Below are 15644 nucleotides of genomic sequence, written 5' to 3' on the forward strand. Positions count from 1 at the left end.
TATAGAGGGGACAATGGCGAGAGAACGATCGCCGAAGCAGTTGCCGACGGTACCGGACGACGTCGACGCGGAAGGAGCAGCGACGCGAGACGACGCGTCAGTCGGTGACGTCGGTCTCGACCGAGTCGAACCGCTCGAACGCCTCCGCGGTGAGGTCGCCGGTGGTGTCGACGATATCGGCCCACTCGTCGTTGTCCGGGGCCATCCCGAGCAGTCGGGCGATCTTCATGATCGAGGCGTGATAGACCCGCTGGCGACCAGGTTCCTCCTCCCAGATGATCATGTTACAGGGAAAGAGGCCGCCGATCCGCGGGGTCTCGTCGAGCGCTCGATCCGCGATCTCGGGGTTGCAGGCCCCGAGAACGTAGTAGGGGTCGCGATCCGCATCGACCTTCTCGTTGAGCAGTTCCGAGGGAGAGAACTCGACGGGGATGCCGAAGCCGACGTCCGTACAGACCTCGCGGACGTGTTCGATCGCCTCCTCGTGGTCCATCTCGAGGACGGCCTGCTTCTCGCCGAATTCGTCGGGATCGATCGTCTCGGGGTCGATCGGGAGACTCATACGCGAGCTATCGATCGGCCGCCACAAAAGGATCCCGTCGCGGGAGTCGCCGACGCTCCCGCGGCGTTCAGATCGGCACTGGGAGCCACTCGAGGACCGCTATCACCGGCGCCGGATCGAACAGCGGGTCGTGCAGGACGAGCCAGTCGAGCAGGACGAGACCCGCGCCGTGGGCGATCACGGACGGCAAGATCGAGTTCGACTCGTAGTCGACGGCGCCGAAGAGGACGTCCGTCGGCCCCGACAGCAGGAACTCGAGCGGCGGTTTGCCGGCGTGGTGGAGCATGTAGACGATGGGGCTGATGAACACCGCCTTGCGGCCGATCTCTCTGACGCCGACACAGAGGAGGCCGCGGTAGTAGGTCTCGGCGGCCAGCGCGAGGCCGAACAGTTGGATTGCGTGCGGGACGAACTCGCCGAGCGCCGCGGACGTCTCCCACATCGGGTAGAAGTCGCGGATCGTCGGCAGCGTCGAGCCGACCAGATAAAAGGGAAGCACGAACAGCGAGAGCAGGACGGCGTTCCGGACCGCGACGCGATCGACGTGCCAGCCGAGGTGTCTTCCGTGGGTCAGCCCCAGCGCCAGCGGGCCGCCGACGAGCACGACGGTGTCGACGACGAACCGCCGGGAGAGGTCGGACGGCACGAGGTGCATCCACACCAGCGTCAGCAGCGCACCGGCCAGCAGCGACTTCTGGACCCACGAGAGGCGATCGAACTGATCGCGAAGCCAGCGACCGCCGCTTCGAGCCCGTTCCGTCGCCACAGGTCGTTACTCGTCCGCCGTCGGGACCGGGCCGGTGCCGACGACCGCCCGAACGTGGGTTTCGAACTCCTGATGGCGCTGGAAGTACGTCTCGTCGATCGCCTCGAGGACGGTCGACAGCTCCTGGGGACCCTCAGGTGTTCGAATGACGCTATCGCCCTCGAGACGGTCGATCTCGCTCTTTTCCTTCGGCCAGGTCAGCCGGGAGGTAACGCGGGCGAGCGGGGCGCCCTCGACGGGCGTTCGGTCGCCGAGTTCGACTGCCGGCTCCTCCTCGTCCTCGTCGCTCATGGGCGGCCGTTTGCGCGCCCGTCGATTCAAGCTTTCGTTTCCGGGGGTCGACGACCGCTCGCGCGAGTCGACCTCTCCGTCTTGCGAGATGTGTCTGACGTAGCGTTTTGTGGTGGGAGGCCGAACCCATCGGTTATGACAAGCCTGACGGAGGTCTACGACGGGACCGCGCGGGAGGTGGCCAGTCCCCACCGGTTGTACGCGGGGACGGCGCTCGTCCTGATCGGCGCGCTCCTGGCCGTCGTGGCCGTGATTATGGCGACGACCGACCTCTTGGGCGGATACGCAGCCGTGCTGTCGCCGGGGATGGAGACGCACTACGCGTCCATCCGCCTCGCGGGCGTGCTCGCCGGCCTCGGCATCCCGACCGCGCTGGTCGGCGTCTTCCTCGTGTTGCCCGCCGGCCGGCGTGTCTACGCCGCCGCAGCGATCAGCGTCAGCCTCTGCCTGCTCGGGGTCGTCCTCTTCTGGGGCGCCTATCCCTACGACTGGCGGAACTACGGCAACGACTACACGCTGCGCGTCTCCGCCGTCTACCTGTTCGGACTCCTCTTGGCCGTCTGGAGCCTGTTCACCGCCGTCGTCAACTTCAAGACGCGCAACGACCCCGGCGGCGCCCTCGAGATGAACGTCACCCGCCAGAACAAGACGGTCGTCGAGGTCACTGAGTCCGACGAGTCGGGCGGACTCGGCGGCATCGGCTTCCTCGGGGGGACCCCCGACGGCGAGGTCGAAACGCAGACGAACGCGAGCGAGGGCGAGGACGGAGACACGCTCTCGTTCGATGAGACCGCAGCCACGACCGGATCGACTCGACAGTCGTCGAGCACCGGATCAGGGTCGGGTGGGACCGCTCGAGCGCGGGCAGCCGGCACCGCGACCAGCGACGGCGGCACGGCCGCCTCGGACATCACCTCGCCGATGGACGGCGACGGCTACGATGCGGAGATCGTCGAGTCGTCGATGCCACAGAGCCAGCCCGAGGCGCCGACGGACCGTTACTGCGGGAACTGCGAGCACTTCGAGTACGTCCGCTCCTCGGAGGGGATGACGCCCTACTGCGCGCGCCACGAGACCGCGATGGACGACATGGACGCCTGCGAGGAGTGGGAACCGAACCGCTGACGACCGCTCGCCGTCGGGCCGTGGCGATTCCTCGGACGGACCACATATTTTATTGCTGCCTACGGCTATATTTAATCGATGACGTTCAACGTAAGTGACACGGTAACCGAGGCAGTCGAGCGGGTGACGACGAGCGCGGCTGCGGTACTGATCGCCGCGCTGACGGTCGTCGGCGTCGCACAGACGGCCGCACTGCAGGATATCCTTCGCGGGTTTCTCGAGTGGACGCTGGAGATGCTGAACGACCCCGAAGTCAGCGCGGAACTGACCGCGTCGGAGATCGAAACGGCTGAAGAACAGATCAACGCGTATATCAGCGAACTGCCGCTCGCGCTGGGCGTGAGCCCCGGCGCCGCGGCGGTTCTCTGGCTGGCCGCGTTCGTGGTCTCACTGGTGATCGTCGCAATCGCGATCGACGCCTTCGGGAACGAGCGGGACAGCCTCGACGGCATCTCGACCGAGGGTCTCGGACGGAAGACCCTCCACCTGTTGCTCGGCTGGATCGCGTACAGTATTTTGGTCGCGATCGGGTTCCTCCTGCTTGTGGTCCCGGGGCCGCTGGTGGCGTTTCTCCTCGTGTTCTTCACGGCCGCGATCGTGATCGACGACGAGTCGTTCATCAGCGCGTTCGGGTCGTCGTACAGCGTCGTCCGCAGCAATCTCCTCGGCACGCTCGCGATCGTCGTGCTCAGTATCGTCGCGTTCGTCGTCTTCCGGTTCGTCGGGACGATTTTCGCCGGCGTCCTCCCGGGCGTTCCGGGTGCGATCGCTGCCGACCTCATCACTGCTGTCAGTCAGGTGTTCGTTCTGGCCCTCCTTACCCGCGCGTACGTCAACGCGACCACCGACGACGCCGCCGACCCGGTCGGCAGCGACTCCGAGTGGGCGGCAGACTCGGAGTCAGAAACCCGACGCGGGACGCGCTAGAGTCCGAACAGCTGCTGGCCCATCTCGAGGCCCCACTGCGGGAACTGGAAGACGAGAACCGCGACCAGCGCCAGTTCGAGGACGGTGACAGCGACGGTCATTCCGTCCGCGTGCTTGCTGCTGACCGCGACGCCGACGGGCAGGCCGAACTCCTCCTTCCAGAGCGGGTAGAACAACGCGATGCCGCGCTTGCTGCCCGCGACGTCGAGCACGTAGTGGGTCAGGACGCCGAGCCAGACGTACTCGAGGTTCCCGAAGACGTACGGGAAGGCGAGGAACCCGATCAGCACCGGCAGGTTGTGCAGCGTCTTCCGGTGTTTGCCGAACGCGGTGTCGACGTCCGGAAACAGCGCTCCCAGCGTCACCGGCACGCCGATCTCGATCATCGTTCGGAACGTCTCGAGGTCCCCCACCGGCTCGAGGATGTACCCCAGCCCCAGACTCAGAAGTATCGCGTTGAGAACGTGTCCCTTCTTGTTCATCTACCGGCCACTGGGGAAGCGACCGCCGAATAGTTTACTCTCGACGACTGTCTTTCGCCCGTAGCTATCGGATTCGGACGCAGGCTCGACGGTCGTGACTGGTCGGATTCTCGACAGCACGACGGGTGAACCGCACAGCCGTCAGGCGTCGCGAGTCTCGAGCGCCTCGAGCAGGTCCTCGAGCGCTCGATCGACCGTTTTGGCCCGCACGTCCGCGCGGTCGCCGTCGAAGACGTACCGCGAGACCGAGGCGAACGAGGACTCGCTGCCCCACGGGCCGGCGTAGGAAATCCCGATATAGACGGTGCCGACGGGGTTCTCCTCGGTACCGCCGGTCGGGCCGGCGATACCGGTCGTCGCGATTCCCCACGTGACATCGGCGACATCGCGGACCCCCTGGGCCATCTGTCGGGCGACGGGTTCCGAGACGGCGCCGTGCTCGTCTAACGCCTCGCGGCTGACGCCCAGATGGCGGCGCTTGGCGTCGTAGGCGTAGGTCGTCAGCCCCGAATCGAAGTAGTCGCTGGCGCCCGGCACGGCGGTGATCGCGGCGCCGATCAGTCCGCCGGTACAGGACTCGGCGACGGCCATCGTCTCCTCGCGGTCCCGGAGCGCGTCGGCGACCGCCATCGGCAACTCGCGGTCGATGTCGTCGTTCATACTGTGATCCTACGCGCGGCGCCTTGTCAAACCGCCCGCTGCACGGGCGATCGGAAGCGACGGAGACCGGCCGATCGAACTCAGACCGTGTCGCGGTCGGTGTACGTCCACCGATTGACGATCAGCCCGTCGTCGAACTCGTGATGATCCGCGAATCCGAACGTAACGTCGTCGCCGCTCTGGACACCGGAGAACCGGCCGCGGACGGCTACGTGGCCGTCGTCGACGACCATCAGGTCGACCTCGTGGGTCCCGTCGTCGAGCGGACGGTCGCGCTCGTAGAACTCGCGCAGTTCCTCGATTCCCTCGATATCGCTCTGTCCCGGCCGTTCGTACCGGATGTCGTCGGCGAACAGTTCGAGGAGGGCCTCGGTGTCGCCGGCGTCGACGTGTTCGTAGTACGATTCCAGCACGGCCCGCGGATCCCGATCGACTGACACACGCGGACCGAGACGCCGCGAGCGTATGCGATTTGCGTGTCGGATGCGGACCCGCGCCACGGTGCGGGCCGCCGTCGGTCTCGAGCCCCAACGAAAGAATCACGACCCGGGCCTGCCCGTTCCCTACCATGGAGTACGAGACGCCGCTGTTCTTCCACGTCATGGAGTACGCGAATCGGGCGGAGGGCGACGTCATCGATATGGTCAGCGGCAACCCCGACTGGGAGCCCCCCGAGGCGCTCCGCGAGGGGCTGCGGGAGTACGCCGACCTCGAGCCCGACCGGTTCCAGTACGCCCCCAGCGAGGGCCTGCTCGAGCTCCGCGAGGAGATCGCGGCCCGGCGGGGCGTCGACGCCGACCAGGTCGTCGTCACGAACGGCGCGGGCGAGGCCAACTACCTCGCGATGGCCCGCGCGCTCGAGCGCGACCGCGGTGACGAGATCGTGTTAACGGACCCCGTTTACCCCTACTACCCGGGAAAAACGACGATGCTCGACGGAACGCAGCGGTTCGTCGCGACGGACGACAAGGGACGGCTCGACCCGGCCGACGTCCGCGAGGCGGCGAGCGAGGAGACGGCCGCAATCGTGGTCGCCACGCCGAACAACCCGACCGGCGCGGTCTACCCCGAGTCGACGATGGCGGCCCTCGTCGACGTCGCCGAGGAGTACGACGCGATCTTGATCAGCGACGAGGTGTACGACCACTACGACCTCTCGGGCGAGTTCGCGTCCGCGCTGGGGGTCGACTCGAGCCACCGGATCGTCACTAACGCCTTCTCGAAGTCGATGGCGATCACGGGCGTTCGGGTCGGTTACGCGATCTTCCCGCCGGAACTCGTCGAGAACGCCAAGAGCCGCCACATGCTGGTCAACGTCGCGACGACTCGGCCCGGGCAGTACGCGGTCCTGCGGGCGCTGCGCGAAACGGGGCCCGACTACTACGAGGCCAACCGCGAGTTGCTCCGCGAGCGCGTCGACACGTTCACCGACGCCCTGGACACCGCGGGCGCCGAGTACACCACTCCGCGGGGGTCGTTCTACGTCATGGCCCGCTTCGACGGCTATCCGGGAACGCTCGAGAACGTCGAGCGGCTGATCGACGAGGCCGGCGTCGCGGGGATGCCCGGCGAGGCCTTCGGCGACTCGCGGTCCGACTGGCTCCGCTTCGCGCTCGTCACGCCCCGTGTCGAGGAAGCGGCCCGGCGACTGGCGGCGTACTTCGAGTGAGGGGCGCGTCGACTGCCGACGGTCGCCGTCGCCGGCGACCGCCGACCGCTGCCGGCCGCAATACAGATACGGGGCGACGCGAGTTGTGTAGTGAGTAATGGCCCTCGAGGTCCTCGTCGTCGCGTTCGTCCTGACGCAACTCGGGTACGCCGCCGTCAACTGCGGCCTGCTGGCGCTGTTCCTGCGCCGACCCGCGAACGTCGTCGACGAGCGGACGCTCGGAGGAGTTCTCGAGGCTACCGGTGGCCGGATCGACCGCGACCGCCGACAGTCCAGCCGAGTTACCGCCCGGACCGACGGTGGTTCACCAGAGCGCGAACGCGGCTCCCCCGATCGCGAACGGGATCTCGGCCCCGACTGTCGACTGCCGTCCGCCCTCCGCCGGCGGATCCACGTCTTCGTGCCGCTGGTTCACGGCCACTGGCGCGGCCTCGAGTCGACGCTCGCGAGTATCGCCGCCCAGAGCTATCCGACGTCGCTGATTTCGGTTACCGTCGTCTACGAGCGCCGCGAGACGGATGCGATCGAACTCGAGGGCGCGATCGACGCCGAGCGGCCGCCGGGCCTCGAGGTCGAGACCCTCGCACTCGACGCTGCGGCCCGTGCGACCGACCAATCGAACGATACCGGCGTGTGGTGGGCCACCGGGACGGGGACCTCACCGACGGCGGCGACCATGCTAACCGCCGCGTTCGAGTCCCGCTCGGTCGCGGCCGACGACCTCGTCGCCGTCTTCGAGGCCGGTAGCTGGCTGCCGGTCGATACGTTCGAACTCGCCGTCGCCGGCCTCGAGGAGTACGATGTCGTCCAGACCAAGCACACGGTGCGCGACGTCGACGCCGGGATCCTCCCGCTGCTCGATTCGATGGCGACGGCGGCGTGGTCGGATCTGGGCCACCGCTCGAGTGCGGGCCCCTATCACTTGCTCGGATCGGGCTACCTCACGGAGGGGCGCGTGCTCGCGGAGGTCACGGCGTGGCGACGGAGGACGGGCGACGACGTCCCGCTCGGGCTGGCCGCCTCCCATCGGGGCAACAGGCTCGGCGTCGTCGATCGATACGTCCGACTGGACTGTCCCCCGGGGCTCGAGGCGTGGCTCGCTCGAAAGCGAGCGTGGACACGCGACCTGTATCACCGGCTCTTCGCGCGCGGCTGGAACGGCGTCGACGATCTCCGGTGTTGGTCCGGAACGCTGCTGTTGCAGTCGCTGGCGCTGCTCTCCGTCATCGGGGTGCCCGCCGCGGCGCTCGTCACGGTACTGTCCGCGAGCGGGGCGTCGTCGGTCCCGTTTCCACCGCTGGTGCGACTGCTCGTCGGCTTCAACGTCCTCGTCTGGACGTACTACTGTCTGCGGGCCTATCGGGCGGCCTGGGACGCGGTCCCGTTCCGGTCGCGGCCCCACAAGATCGCGTACTCGGTCCTCGCCAATCCGCTCTCGCAGGCGCTGTACGCGACGCTGTGGGCGGTTCCGATCTGTCTGGGGCTCGTCGACCTCGCTCGCGGCGACGCGTGACCCTCGAGTCGTCGGATAGGGCTCCCAGGCTCCGCTGGCGACCGATCTCGATCTCGACCGGAACCGGATCGCTCGAGACCGACGAATACTCGTGACGGGGTGACGAATCGATCGCTATGAGCGGAATCGACGTCGAGCGGGTCGACGAGGAGGCCGAGACGGCGGACGAGACCGACGACGCCCATACCATCGAGGTGACGCCGACGGACTCTCTCGAGGACGACGAACGGGAAACCATTGACGTGGAGCCGTCCGACGAGCCCGTCGATGGCCCGGACTACGTGCTCTACGGCGGGAAGGGCGGCGTCGGCAAGACGACGATGGCCGCCGCGACCGCGTTAGACAGCGCCCGCGGCGGCACGTCGACGCTGGTCGTCTCGACGGACCCGGCTCACTCGCTGTCGGACACCTTCGAGACCGACGTGCCGGCCGAACCGGGCCGGATCCGCGACGATATCCCCCTCTACGCGGCCGAGATCGACCCCGAGTCCGCGATGGAGGCGGGCGAGGTCGCCTTCCCCGGCGCCGGTGGTCCCGACGATGCGGCGAACGCGGACGACGGAACCGCGGGGCCGTTCGGCGGCGGAGCAGACAGCGGCGCGGGCCCCTTCGGCGGGAGCGACGGCGGCGCGGGCGAGATGGGCGGCATGGGCGGGCTCGGCGACCTTCTCGGCGGTGGGGACGGATCGCCGATGGAGGCGCTGTTCGGCGGCGCGATGCCCGGCGCCGACGAGGCCGCCGCGATGCAACTGCTGCTCGAGTACATGGACGACCCCCGGTTCGAGCGCGTCGTCATCGACACCGCCCCGACGGGCCACACCCTCCGGCTGCTGAAGCTCCCGGAACTGATGGACACCATGATGGGTCGGATGATGAAGGTCCGCCAGCGCATTAGCGGCATGCTCGAGGGGATGAAGGGGATGTTCCCCGGTCAGGAGGCGCCCGAGGAGGACGACCTCGAGGACCTGGACGAACTCCGGGAGCGCATCGAGCGCCTGCGGGCGGCCCTGCAGGACCCCGCGCGGACTGACTTCCGAATCGTCATGGTCCCCGAGGAGATGAGCGTCTTCGAATCCAAACGCTTGCGCCAGCAACTCGAGGAGTTCCAGATTCCGGTCGGCACGGTCGTCGTCAACCGCGTCATGGAGCCCCTCTCGGACGTCACCGACGACGTTCGGGGCGAGTTCCTCCAGCCGAATCTGGACGACTGCGAATTCTGCCAACGGCGGTGGGACGTCCAGCAGGGCGCCCTCGCCGAGGCCCAGGAACTGTTCCGCGGGACCGAGGTGCGACGCGTCCCGCTGTTCGCCGACGAAGTCCGCGGCGAGGGGATGCTCGAGGTCGTCGCGGCCTGTCTGCGGTGATCGTTCCACGAGGCTCGCTCAAATCGACGTCTCGAGCCGTCGCACCTCGTTAAGTGTCTGTACGAAGGTAGCGCGAAACGTGTATTATCTTCCGAGAATATTGACACCACCTCGTGCTGAATACGAGGGGCGTCTCTTCCGAGTTCTAGCTCTAGTTATGATATTAATACATCTGGTTGAGAGGTTGTTTGATTGCGCCAAAAAATTAGCAATCACGTACCGTAGTCCCATCTGTCGCGATCATGGTACTAGCCAGCACAGAACGGTATGATCCATCGAACGTTCCACGAATAACTGGACGAGCCGTGATACTCGGTGGGAGTATCGCCGGGCTCGCTGCTGCTAGAGTCGTTTCCGACGTATTCGATGAGGTCACCGTCCTCGAACAAGATCCGCTACCTGATACCCCTGCGATGCGGGATGGTGCGCCACAGACCAGCCATCCTCACGTGTTGCTGGAGGCGGGACGAACGACGCTGGAGGACTACTTCCCCGGATTCAGCGAAGACGTCATCCGGAGCGGCGGGCTCATGATCGATGCTGCAACGGAAATGAAGTACTACGAGAACGGCGGCTTCTTTGCGGACGGACCGAACCAACTCCCGATGCTCTGTGCCAGCAGAGCGCTCTTTGAGCACGTCGTCCGCGAACGCGTTCGCGGACTCCCGAACGTCGCCCTTTCCGACGGCTGCCGGTTCATCAACTACACGTTTACGCCGGGAGACGGTGTGACGGGTGTCAGGTACCGCGACGAGAACGGAACGGAAAGAACGCTTTCAGCAACTCTCGTCGTCGATGCGACCGGCCGGACCAGCCGCACGCCCGATTGGCTCGAAAAGAATGGATTCGAAGCGCCGGACGTAGACGAGGTACGCGTTGATGTGACGTACAGCACAATCCGGCTTGATCGCCCACCGGACGAACGAACGGTCTTGTTCGTTCCGCCGTCCCCACCACGAACTCGAGGGGCGGCGGCGATCCCAATCGAAGACGAGCAAGCAGAGTTCATCATACAGGGAATCCACGGCGACGACGCCCCGGTTGAGCGCGATGCGTTCCTCGAGGTCGCAAACAGCTTTCCGGTGCCCGAAGTAGGGAGACTCCCGACGGAACGCGAGTGGGCCTCCGAGGGGATCCATCACTATCCGTTCCCGTCGAGCATTCGACGCCACTATGACGGCCTCGCGGAATTCCCTGATGGACTCGTCGTGACCGGCGACGCGATCGCCAGCTTCAACCCGGTGTACGGACAGGGAATGTCGGTCGGCGCTCTGGATGCCCTCCTGTTACACCACACGCTTGCAGAGACCGAACGCAACGGTCTCGCGCGTGAGTTCTTCTCGAGCGTCGCTGATCTGATAGACGAGGCGTGGCAGTTAGCCGTGGGTGCCGATTTCGAGTTTCCGCAGACGACCGGACCCAAACCCCGGGGAACGGATCTCTTCAACCGGTATGTGAACCGACTGATCCGGAGCGCCCACACGGACGGTGAACTCACGGATGCGTTCTACCGCGTATTCAGGCTGGAGCGGTCCGTCACTACGCTGTTGCGCCCCGGTGTCGTACGGCGAGTGCTACGACCGTAGCGTTTCTTTTCATAGGCAACGGTCTGCCACCAGCGCCACCTAATAGATTATCCCGCTCGACCACCGAGAACCGATATACAGTGGTGCGACCAACCCACGAGACCGTCTGGAAGCGATGGTGTAAGTGTCAGAACCCGAACCCCGAAGATGAAAGCGACGTGACCGACGACCCCTTCCGGCCGAACACGCATCTGGCCGACAGCGATCCGAACCCCGCCAACGCGCTGGTGACGGTGGATGCCGATATCGCGGCCTTCGGACCAGGATAAGAGTGGTACGCCGCTTCAAATCCGACACCTCAGCGCTGTCGCGATTTCGTCTGTACTGAACGCGAGTTTCAGCGTTCGCCCCGAACACCGAACCTATACCGTTCTCAATTGATATTGAAGCAGATTCACCGGCGTTATCCTGCCTCACCGTCGCCCTCGTCTCCGGCGGAGACGACCGTCACCGGCCGGTCGCTCTCGAGGATCACCGCCTGGACGACGCTGCCGAACAGCACCTTCCCAACGGGCGAGCGCTCGCCGACGCCGAGCACGATCGCGTCGCTGTCGAGTTCCGCGGCGGCCTCGAGGATCATCTCGGGCGCTTCGCCCGTCGTCTCGTGGATCGCGTACTCGACGCCGACCGCCTCGAGGACGTCGGCCGCAGTTTCGACGGACGCCGGGAGCCGCTGGACGTTCCTGACGTTTTCGGCCATCTCCTCGGCGTACTCGTCGGAGAAGCCACCGGCCGCCCACTCGGCGTCGGGTGCCGTCACCTCCTCGTGGACGTGGAGGACGTCGACGCGGATCTCCGCGGCGGCCGCCGGCAGGTCGCCGACCGCCTCGGCCTGGGCGCGGGCTCGCGATTCGTGTTCGTCGACCGGGAGCAGGACGCGATACATGTGCTACCGTACGTCGTGCGGGTTCTAAAGTCGTCCTCCGGTTCGCAGCCGAGCGCCGACCCGTCACTCCCGCATCGCCGGTTCGTCGACCGGGGGCTCGAGGCGCACGGCGTAGACTAACAGGCCGGCGGCGAGGGCGGTGCCGGCGGCGAGCAGCCACCACGAGGCGCGGTAGCCGACGGAATCGGCGAGGTAGCCGAACGCGGGCGGCGCGACGACGGAGCCGGCGACCAGGGAGAGCTGGCCGCCGGCGGTCGCACCCCCCATCTCGTCGGCGGTGACCAGCGTCGCCATGTAGGAGTAGTAGACGCCCGTGTTCCCGAGAACGAAGAACCCCAGCGCCGAGAAGGCGACGGCGGCCGCCACGGGCGTCGCGGTCGCGGCGACGACGACGAACAGGAGGGCGCCCGCGAGCGCCTGGACGATCAGGATCGCGCCGATCCGAACGTGGGGTTCACCCGGTAGATTATCGCTCAGCCAGCCGCCGGCGAGGCGGCCGACGCTGCCGAACAGTTGGACCAGCGCGAGGACGACGCCGCCGCCGGCGATCGAGGCGCCGATCGATTCCTCGAGGTACAACACCGTGTAGCCCGTCGTGGTGAACAGCGCCGCGCCGAGGAAGAAGCCGGCCGCGACGAGCACGCGGTAGGGGCGATTGTGCGACAGTGCCCGGAAGTCCGGATACTCCGCTCGCCCGCCTTCGCCCGCGCTGCGGTAGCAGACGGCGAAGATGATGGCGACGACGAGAGCGGACCCGGCGGCGATCAGGAAGCCCGCCTGCCAGAAGAGCGCGCCCGCCAACCCGGTCACGAGGAGGGCGCTGATACCGCTGCCGGCGGTGACGCCGACCTGTTTGATCCCTAGCGCGAGGTTCTGGCGGCCCGCCGCGATGGCGTCGTAGATCGCCTTGTTCGTCCCCGGAATCGCCGTCGCGTACGTCGACCCGAGGCCGAACGCCGCCGCGAGTAGGAGGGGGTACGTTGGCGCGCCGGCGACCAGCGCGGCGCCGACTCCGAGACCGACGAGGCCGACGACCAGCGTTCGTCCCTCGCCGAAGCGGTCGATGACAGCTCCGACCGGCAGGAGCCAGACCGCGTAGCCCAGGGTGAGCGCCGTCACGACGAGACCGACGCCGAACCGCGAGAGGCCGAACTCGTCGCGGAAGAACGGCGTCGCCGCGAAGACCGTGTAATAACAGATGCTCGCCGACACCTGCCACAGCGTCACGAGCGAGACCGTCCGCCAGTACGACCGGTCCATCGGACGTTGCGGCCTTCCTCGAGGACGCGCTTGACTGTCCCGGTAGCGGAGACGGGTTCCGGGTCACACCAACCGCGCGCTCGTCGCCGGCACTACTCGCGTTACGTGTCGTTACTCGCCTTCCTCGTCGCCGTCCCACTCGCCGCCCACGCGGTCGACGCCCATCATGTGCTCTCCGGGGTGTTCGGTGAAGACGACCTTCGCGTTTTCCTCCGGGACGCCAAACGTCTCGCAGACGTACGCCATCGTCTCGAGCGCGAAGGCGCGCTTGCGCTCGAACGGTCGGCCGCGCCGGATCTCGGCGTCGAGGAAAACGATCGGCCCGTCGACCGCGCGCCCGAGGTGGAGGTCGGCCGGGTCGCGCTCGCGGATCGTCACCGCGACGTGGCCCGCCGTCGTCTCCATCTCCGTCGTGTAGAGGTCCGTCACCCGGTCGGCCAGCGCCGTCTTTTCCTCGGACGACGGCGACAGCGTCGTATCGAACTGTAAGAGCGGCATACCTCGAGTAGAGCGCCCGGACAGTTGGCGATTTCGCCGCTCCCTCGGAAGCGACGAGCGATAGCCGAGCGGTGGCGCGGCGACTACAGGAATACAACTCAATTCGTGTTGTATGCCTCTAATCCATAGTGTATGGCATTCGTGATTGTCTCTGGAATGTGGTGAAATCGGTACCGTTTACACCCTCAATCTGGAAGCGCTAGAAAAATGGTGCGCAACTCTCGGAAAACGCTTCAAAAGTTCACCCGAGCCCTCTGGGCGTCGCTGTGGAAACTCAACGCCCAGACGAAAGCATACCTCACGCTCGACGCACCGATGATCCTCGAGGACATGGACGGCGTCTCCGAGGAGGAGAAACGCCTCGCGCGACGGGTCTTCCCGGACGGCGGCCGCGATTCGGGCGACGACACTGCAGCCGACGCCCGGACCGCCGCGGATGGGTCCGGGGGCGGTGATGGTCCCGGCGACCGCGGCGACCGAGGCGACGACGGGTCACCCTTCGACGTCGGCGGGACGTACGATCTGCGCCAGCGGATCGGCTTCGTCCTCGGGCCGCTCCTGTTCGCGCTGATCTTCCTCTCGCCGACGCCCGACGGTCTCTCGGCGGCGGGGAAGGCCGTCGCCGCCGTCACCGCGTGGGTCGCCGTCTGGTGGATGTCCGAGGCGATTCCGATCCCCGCCACGTCGCTGTTGCCGATCGTCCTCTTTCCGCTGACCGGCGCGCTCCCGGTCGCGGACACGACGCCGTCGTACGGCCACCCGCTGATCTTCCTCTTCATGGGCGGGTTCTTCCTCGCGATGGCGATGCAGCGGTGGGGGCTCCACCGCCGGATCGCCCTGCGGACGATCAAGGCCGTCGGCACCGAGCCCTCGCGGCTCATCCTCGGGTTCATGCTCGCGACCGCGTTCCTCTCGATGTGGGTCTCGAACAGCGCGACCGTCATGATGATGGTCCCCATCGCGCTGGCAGTCATCTACCAGACCGCCGATCTGGTCGACGAGACCGGCCTCGAGGTCGACACGAGCGAGGGGAACTTCTCCTTCGGCATCGCCCTGATGCTCTGTATCGCCTACGGCGCCTCGGTCGGCGGCGTCTCGACGCTGATCGGCACGCCGCCGAACGTCCTCTTCGCGGGACAGGCCGACGCGCTCTTCGATCAGTCGGTCTCCTTCGCCGAGTGGATGCTCTACGGCGTCCCCATCTCGGCGGTCGGCCTCGTCGCCGTCTACACCTACGTCACCCGCGCGGTGTCGCCGCAGTTCGACGAACTCCCCGCCGGCGCGGACACGATCGATCGCGAACTCGAGCGACTCGGGCCGATGGACAGACAGGAGAAGCTGGTCGCCGTCGTCTTCGCCGGCATGGCCGTCAGCTGGATCGGCGGCAGCCTGATCGATCCGCTCCTCGGGATCGCGCCGCCGGAGGACGCCGACACTATCGTCGCGATCGGCGGCGCGATGGTCCTCTTTACGCTGCCGACGTCGACGCCGGACGGCGATCACACCTTCCTGCTCGACTGGACGAACGCCGTCGACATCCCGTGGGGGGTCATCCTCCTGTTCGGTGGCGGCCTCGCCATCGCCTCCGGTTTCGGCGACACCGGTCTCGCGGCTTGGATCGGCGAACAGCTCCAAGCCCTCGAGGGGGTCTCGATGATCCTCGTCCTGTTCGCCGTCGTCTTCATGACGATCTTCCTGACGGAGGTCACCTCGAACACGGCGACGACGGCGATGCTGATGCCTATCTTGGCCGGCGTCGCGGTCGGTATCGGCGTCCATCCGTTCGGACTGATGATCGCGGGGGCGACCGCGGCGTCGTTCGCGTTCATGCTACCCGTCGCGACCCCGCCGAACGCGATCGTCTTCGGTAGCGGCTACATCTCGCTGCCCCAGATGGCTCGCATCGGGTTTGGACTCAACGTCATCGGCATCGCGTTGATCACGCTCATCGCCTTCGCGTGGCTCCCCCTCGCCTGGGGGATCGACATCACGACGCTGCCGACCGAGTTCGTCGAGGCCTGGGAGGCCTAACCGACACGCATTATTTCCATTGGT

The 15644-nt window shown here is 66.8% G+C and carries 16 protein-coding genes and 1 pseudogene; 8 read left to right on the forward strand and 9 right to left on the reverse strand.

Translation table 11 applies throughout. The annotated features are described in order from the left end of the window. Positions 1 to 97: 97 nt before the first annotated feature. The 3 genes from HTUR_RS12900 to HTUR_RS12910 all read right to left on the reverse strand — a co-directional run bounded on the left by HTUR_RS12900 (position 98) and on the right by HTUR_RS12910 (position 1619). Complete coding sequence (locus HTUR_RS12900) at positions 98 to 562, reverse strand: DUF302 domain-containing protein (protein ID WP_012943760.1); 465 nt, start codon at positions 560 to 562, stop codon at positions 98 to 100. 67 nt (positions 563 to 629) lie between these two features. After that, positions 630 to 1328, reverse strand: coding sequence for a CPBP family glutamic-type intramembrane protease (locus HTUR_RS12905; RefSeq protein WP_012943761.1), 699 nt, complete (start codon positions 1326 to 1328; stop codon positions 630 to 632). 6 nt (positions 1329 to 1334) lie between these two features. Then, positions 1335 to 1619, reverse strand: a complete 285-nt coding sequence (locus HTUR_RS12910; protein ID WP_012943762.1) for a DUF5789 family protein — start codon at positions 1617 to 1619, stop codon at positions 1335 to 1337. Positions 1620 to 1754: 135 nt separating this feature from the next. Between HTUR_RS12910 and HTUR_RS12915 the strand changes: the two genes are divergently transcribed. Next, complete coding sequence (locus tag HTUR_RS12915; protein WP_012943763.1) at positions 1755 to 2744, forward strand: Yip1 family protein; 990 nt, start codon at positions 1755 to 1757, stop codon at positions 2742 to 2744. Between the two features lie 78 nt (positions 2745 to 2822). Further along, complete coding sequence (locus HTUR_RS12920) at positions 2823 to 3671, forward strand: DUF7847 domain-containing protein (protein ID WP_012943764.1); 849 nt, start codon at positions 2823 to 2825, stop codon at positions 3669 to 3671. Here HTUR_RS12920 and HTUR_RS12925 read toward each other — a convergent pair. From HTUR_RS12925 to HTUR_RS12935, 3 genes are all read right to left on the reverse strand, one after another. Continuing rightward, positions 3668 to 4153 carry a metal-dependent hydrolase gene (locus tag HTUR_RS12925; protein ID WP_012943765.1) on the reverse strand — a complete coding sequence of 162 codons (486 nt, stop codon included), beginning with the start codon at positions 4151 to 4153 and terminating at the stop codon, positions 3668 to 3670. The two genes, HTUR_RS12920 and HTUR_RS12925, sit on opposite strands and share 4 nt — an antisense overlap. 141 nt (positions 4154 to 4294) lie before the next feature. Then, complete coding sequence (locus HTUR_RS12930; RefSeq protein WP_012943766.1) at positions 4295 to 4813, reverse strand: CinA family protein; 519 nt, start codon at positions 4811 to 4813, stop codon at positions 4295 to 4297. Between the two features lie 80 nt (positions 4814 to 4893). Further along, positions 4894 to 5253, reverse strand: a complete 360-nt coding sequence (locus HTUR_RS12935; RefSeq protein WP_049941730.1) for a nuclear transport factor 2 family protein — start codon at positions 5251 to 5253, stop codon at positions 4894 to 4896. Positions 5254 to 5381: 128 nt separating this feature from the next. On the opposite strand from HTUR_RS12935, the gene HTUR_RS12940 reads away from it, so the two are divergent. From HTUR_RS12940 to HTUR_RS26720, 5 genes and pseudogenes are all read left to right on the forward strand, one after another. Beyond that, positions 5382 to 6482 (forward strand): pyridoxal phosphate-dependent aminotransferase, encoded by a 1101-nt coding sequence (locus HTUR_RS12940; protein ID WP_012943768.1) that lies wholly within the window; start codon positions 5382 to 5384, stop codon positions 6480 to 6482. A gap of 97 nt (positions 6483 to 6579) precedes the next feature. After that, positions 6580 to 7995, forward strand: coding sequence for a hypothetical protein (locus tag HTUR_RS12945; RefSeq protein WP_012943769.1), 1416 nt, complete (start codon positions 6580 to 6582; stop codon positions 7993 to 7995). A 116-nt stretch (positions 7996 to 8111) separates the two neighbouring features. After that, positions 8112 to 9359: an ArsA family ATPase gene (locus HTUR_RS12950; protein WP_012943770.1), complete on the forward strand. Its 1248-nt coding sequence runs from the start codon at positions 8112 to 8114 to the stop codon at positions 9357 to 9359. A 305-nt stretch (positions 9360 to 9664) separates the two neighbouring features. After that, positions 9665 to 10945 (forward strand): FAD-dependent oxidoreductase, encoded by a 1281-nt coding sequence (locus HTUR_RS12955; RefSeq protein ID WP_226377445.1) that lies wholly within the window; start codon positions 9665 to 9667, stop codon positions 10943 to 10945. 170 nt (positions 10946 to 11115) lie between these two features. Then, positions 11116 to 11214: pseudogene (locus tag HTUR_RS26720) on the forward strand (ribonuclease H); the annotation flags it as partial. A 134-nt stretch (positions 11215 to 11348) separates the two neighbouring features. Here the strand turns inward: HTUR_RS26720 and HTUR_RS12965 are convergent. The 3 genes from HTUR_RS12965 to HTUR_RS12975 form a co-directional block, all read right to left on the reverse strand. Further along, positions 11349 to 11831, reverse strand: coding sequence for a universal stress protein (locus HTUR_RS12965; protein WP_012943772.1), 483 nt, complete (start codon positions 11829 to 11831; stop codon positions 11349 to 11351). 63 nt (positions 11832 to 11894) lie between these two features. Next, the gene (locus tag HTUR_RS12970; RefSeq protein WP_012943773.1) at positions 11895 to 13091 is read right to left on the reverse strand and encodes an MFS transporter; all 1197 of its coding nucleotides are present in this window, start codon (positions 13089 to 13091) and stop codon (positions 11895 to 11897) included. 111 nt (positions 13092 to 13202) lie between these two features. Next, complete coding sequence (locus HTUR_RS12975; RefSeq protein WP_012943774.1) at positions 13203 to 13589, reverse strand: tautomerase family protein; 387 nt, start codon at positions 13587 to 13589, stop codon at positions 13203 to 13205. A gap of 207 nt (positions 13590 to 13796) precedes the next feature. Here HTUR_RS12975 and HTUR_RS12980 point away from each other — a divergent pair, with 207 nt between their 5' ends. Beyond that, positions 13797 to 15620 carry an SLC13 family permease gene (locus HTUR_RS12980; RefSeq protein ID WP_012943775.1) on the forward strand — a complete coding sequence of 608 codons (1824 nt, stop codon included), beginning with the start codon at positions 13797 to 13799 and terminating at the stop codon, positions 15618 to 15620. Positions 15621 to 15644: the final 24 nt, after the last annotated feature.

Source organism: Haloterrigena turkmenica DSM 5511 (assembly GCF_000025325.1).
In the GTDB taxonomy this organism is placed as follows: Archaea; Halobacteriota; Halobacteria; order Halobacteriales; family Natrialbaceae; genus Haloterrigena; species Haloterrigena turkmenica.

Excerpts from the sequence above, each read along its gene's own strand:
- HTUR_RS12925 (WP_012943765.1), bottom strand. The coding sequence starts at position 4,153 with ATGAACAAGAAGGGACACGTTCTCAACGCGATACTTCTGAGTCTGGGG.
- HTUR_RS12900 (WP_012943760.1), bottom strand. The coding sequence starts at position 562 with ATGAGTCTCCCGATCGACCCCGAGACGATCGATCCCGACGAATTCGGC.
- HTUR_RS12970 (WP_012943773.1), bottom strand. The coding sequence starts at position 13,091 with ATGGACCGGTCGTACTGGCGGACGGTCTCGCTCGTGACGCTGTGGCAG.
- HTUR_RS12980 (WP_012943775.1), top strand. The coding sequence starts at position 13,797 with ATGGTGCGCAACTCTCGGAAAACGCTTCAAAAGTTCACCCGAGCCCTC.
- HTUR_RS12915 (WP_012943763.1), top strand. The coding sequence starts at position 1,755 with ATGACAAGCCTGACGGAGGTCTACGACGGGACCGCGCGGGAGGTGGCC.
- HTUR_RS12910 (WP_012943762.1), bottom strand. The coding sequence starts at position 1,619 with ATGAGCGACGAGGACGAGGAGGAGCCGGCAGTCGAACTCGGCGACCGA.
- HTUR_RS12920 (WP_012943764.1), top strand. The coding sequence starts at position 2,823 with ATGACGTTCAACGTAAGTGACACGGTAACCGAGGCAGTCGAGCGGGTG.
- HTUR_RS12975 (WP_012943774.1), bottom strand. The coding sequence starts at position 13,589 with ATGCCGCTCTTACAGTTCGATACGACGCTGTCGCCGTCGTCCGAGGAA.
- HTUR_RS12945 (WP_012943769.1), top strand. The coding sequence starts at position 6,580 with ATGGCCCTCGAGGTCCTCGTCGTCGCGTTCGTCCTGACGCAACTCGGG.
- HTUR_RS12940 (WP_012943768.1), top strand. The coding sequence starts at position 5,382 with ATGGAGTACGAGACGCCGCTGTTCTTCCACGTCATGGAGTACGCGAAT.
- HTUR_RS12965 (WP_012943772.1), bottom strand. The coding sequence starts at position 11,831 with ATGTATCGCGTCCTGCTCCCGGTCGACGAACACGAATCGCGAGCCCGC.
- HTUR_RS12950 (WP_012943770.1), top strand. The coding sequence starts at position 8,112 with ATGAGCGGAATCGACGTCGAGCGGGTCGACGAGGAGGCCGAGACGGCG.
- HTUR_RS12930 (WP_012943766.1), bottom strand. The coding sequence starts at position 4,813 with ATGAACGACGACATCGACCGCGAGTTGCCGATGGCGGTCGCCGACGCG.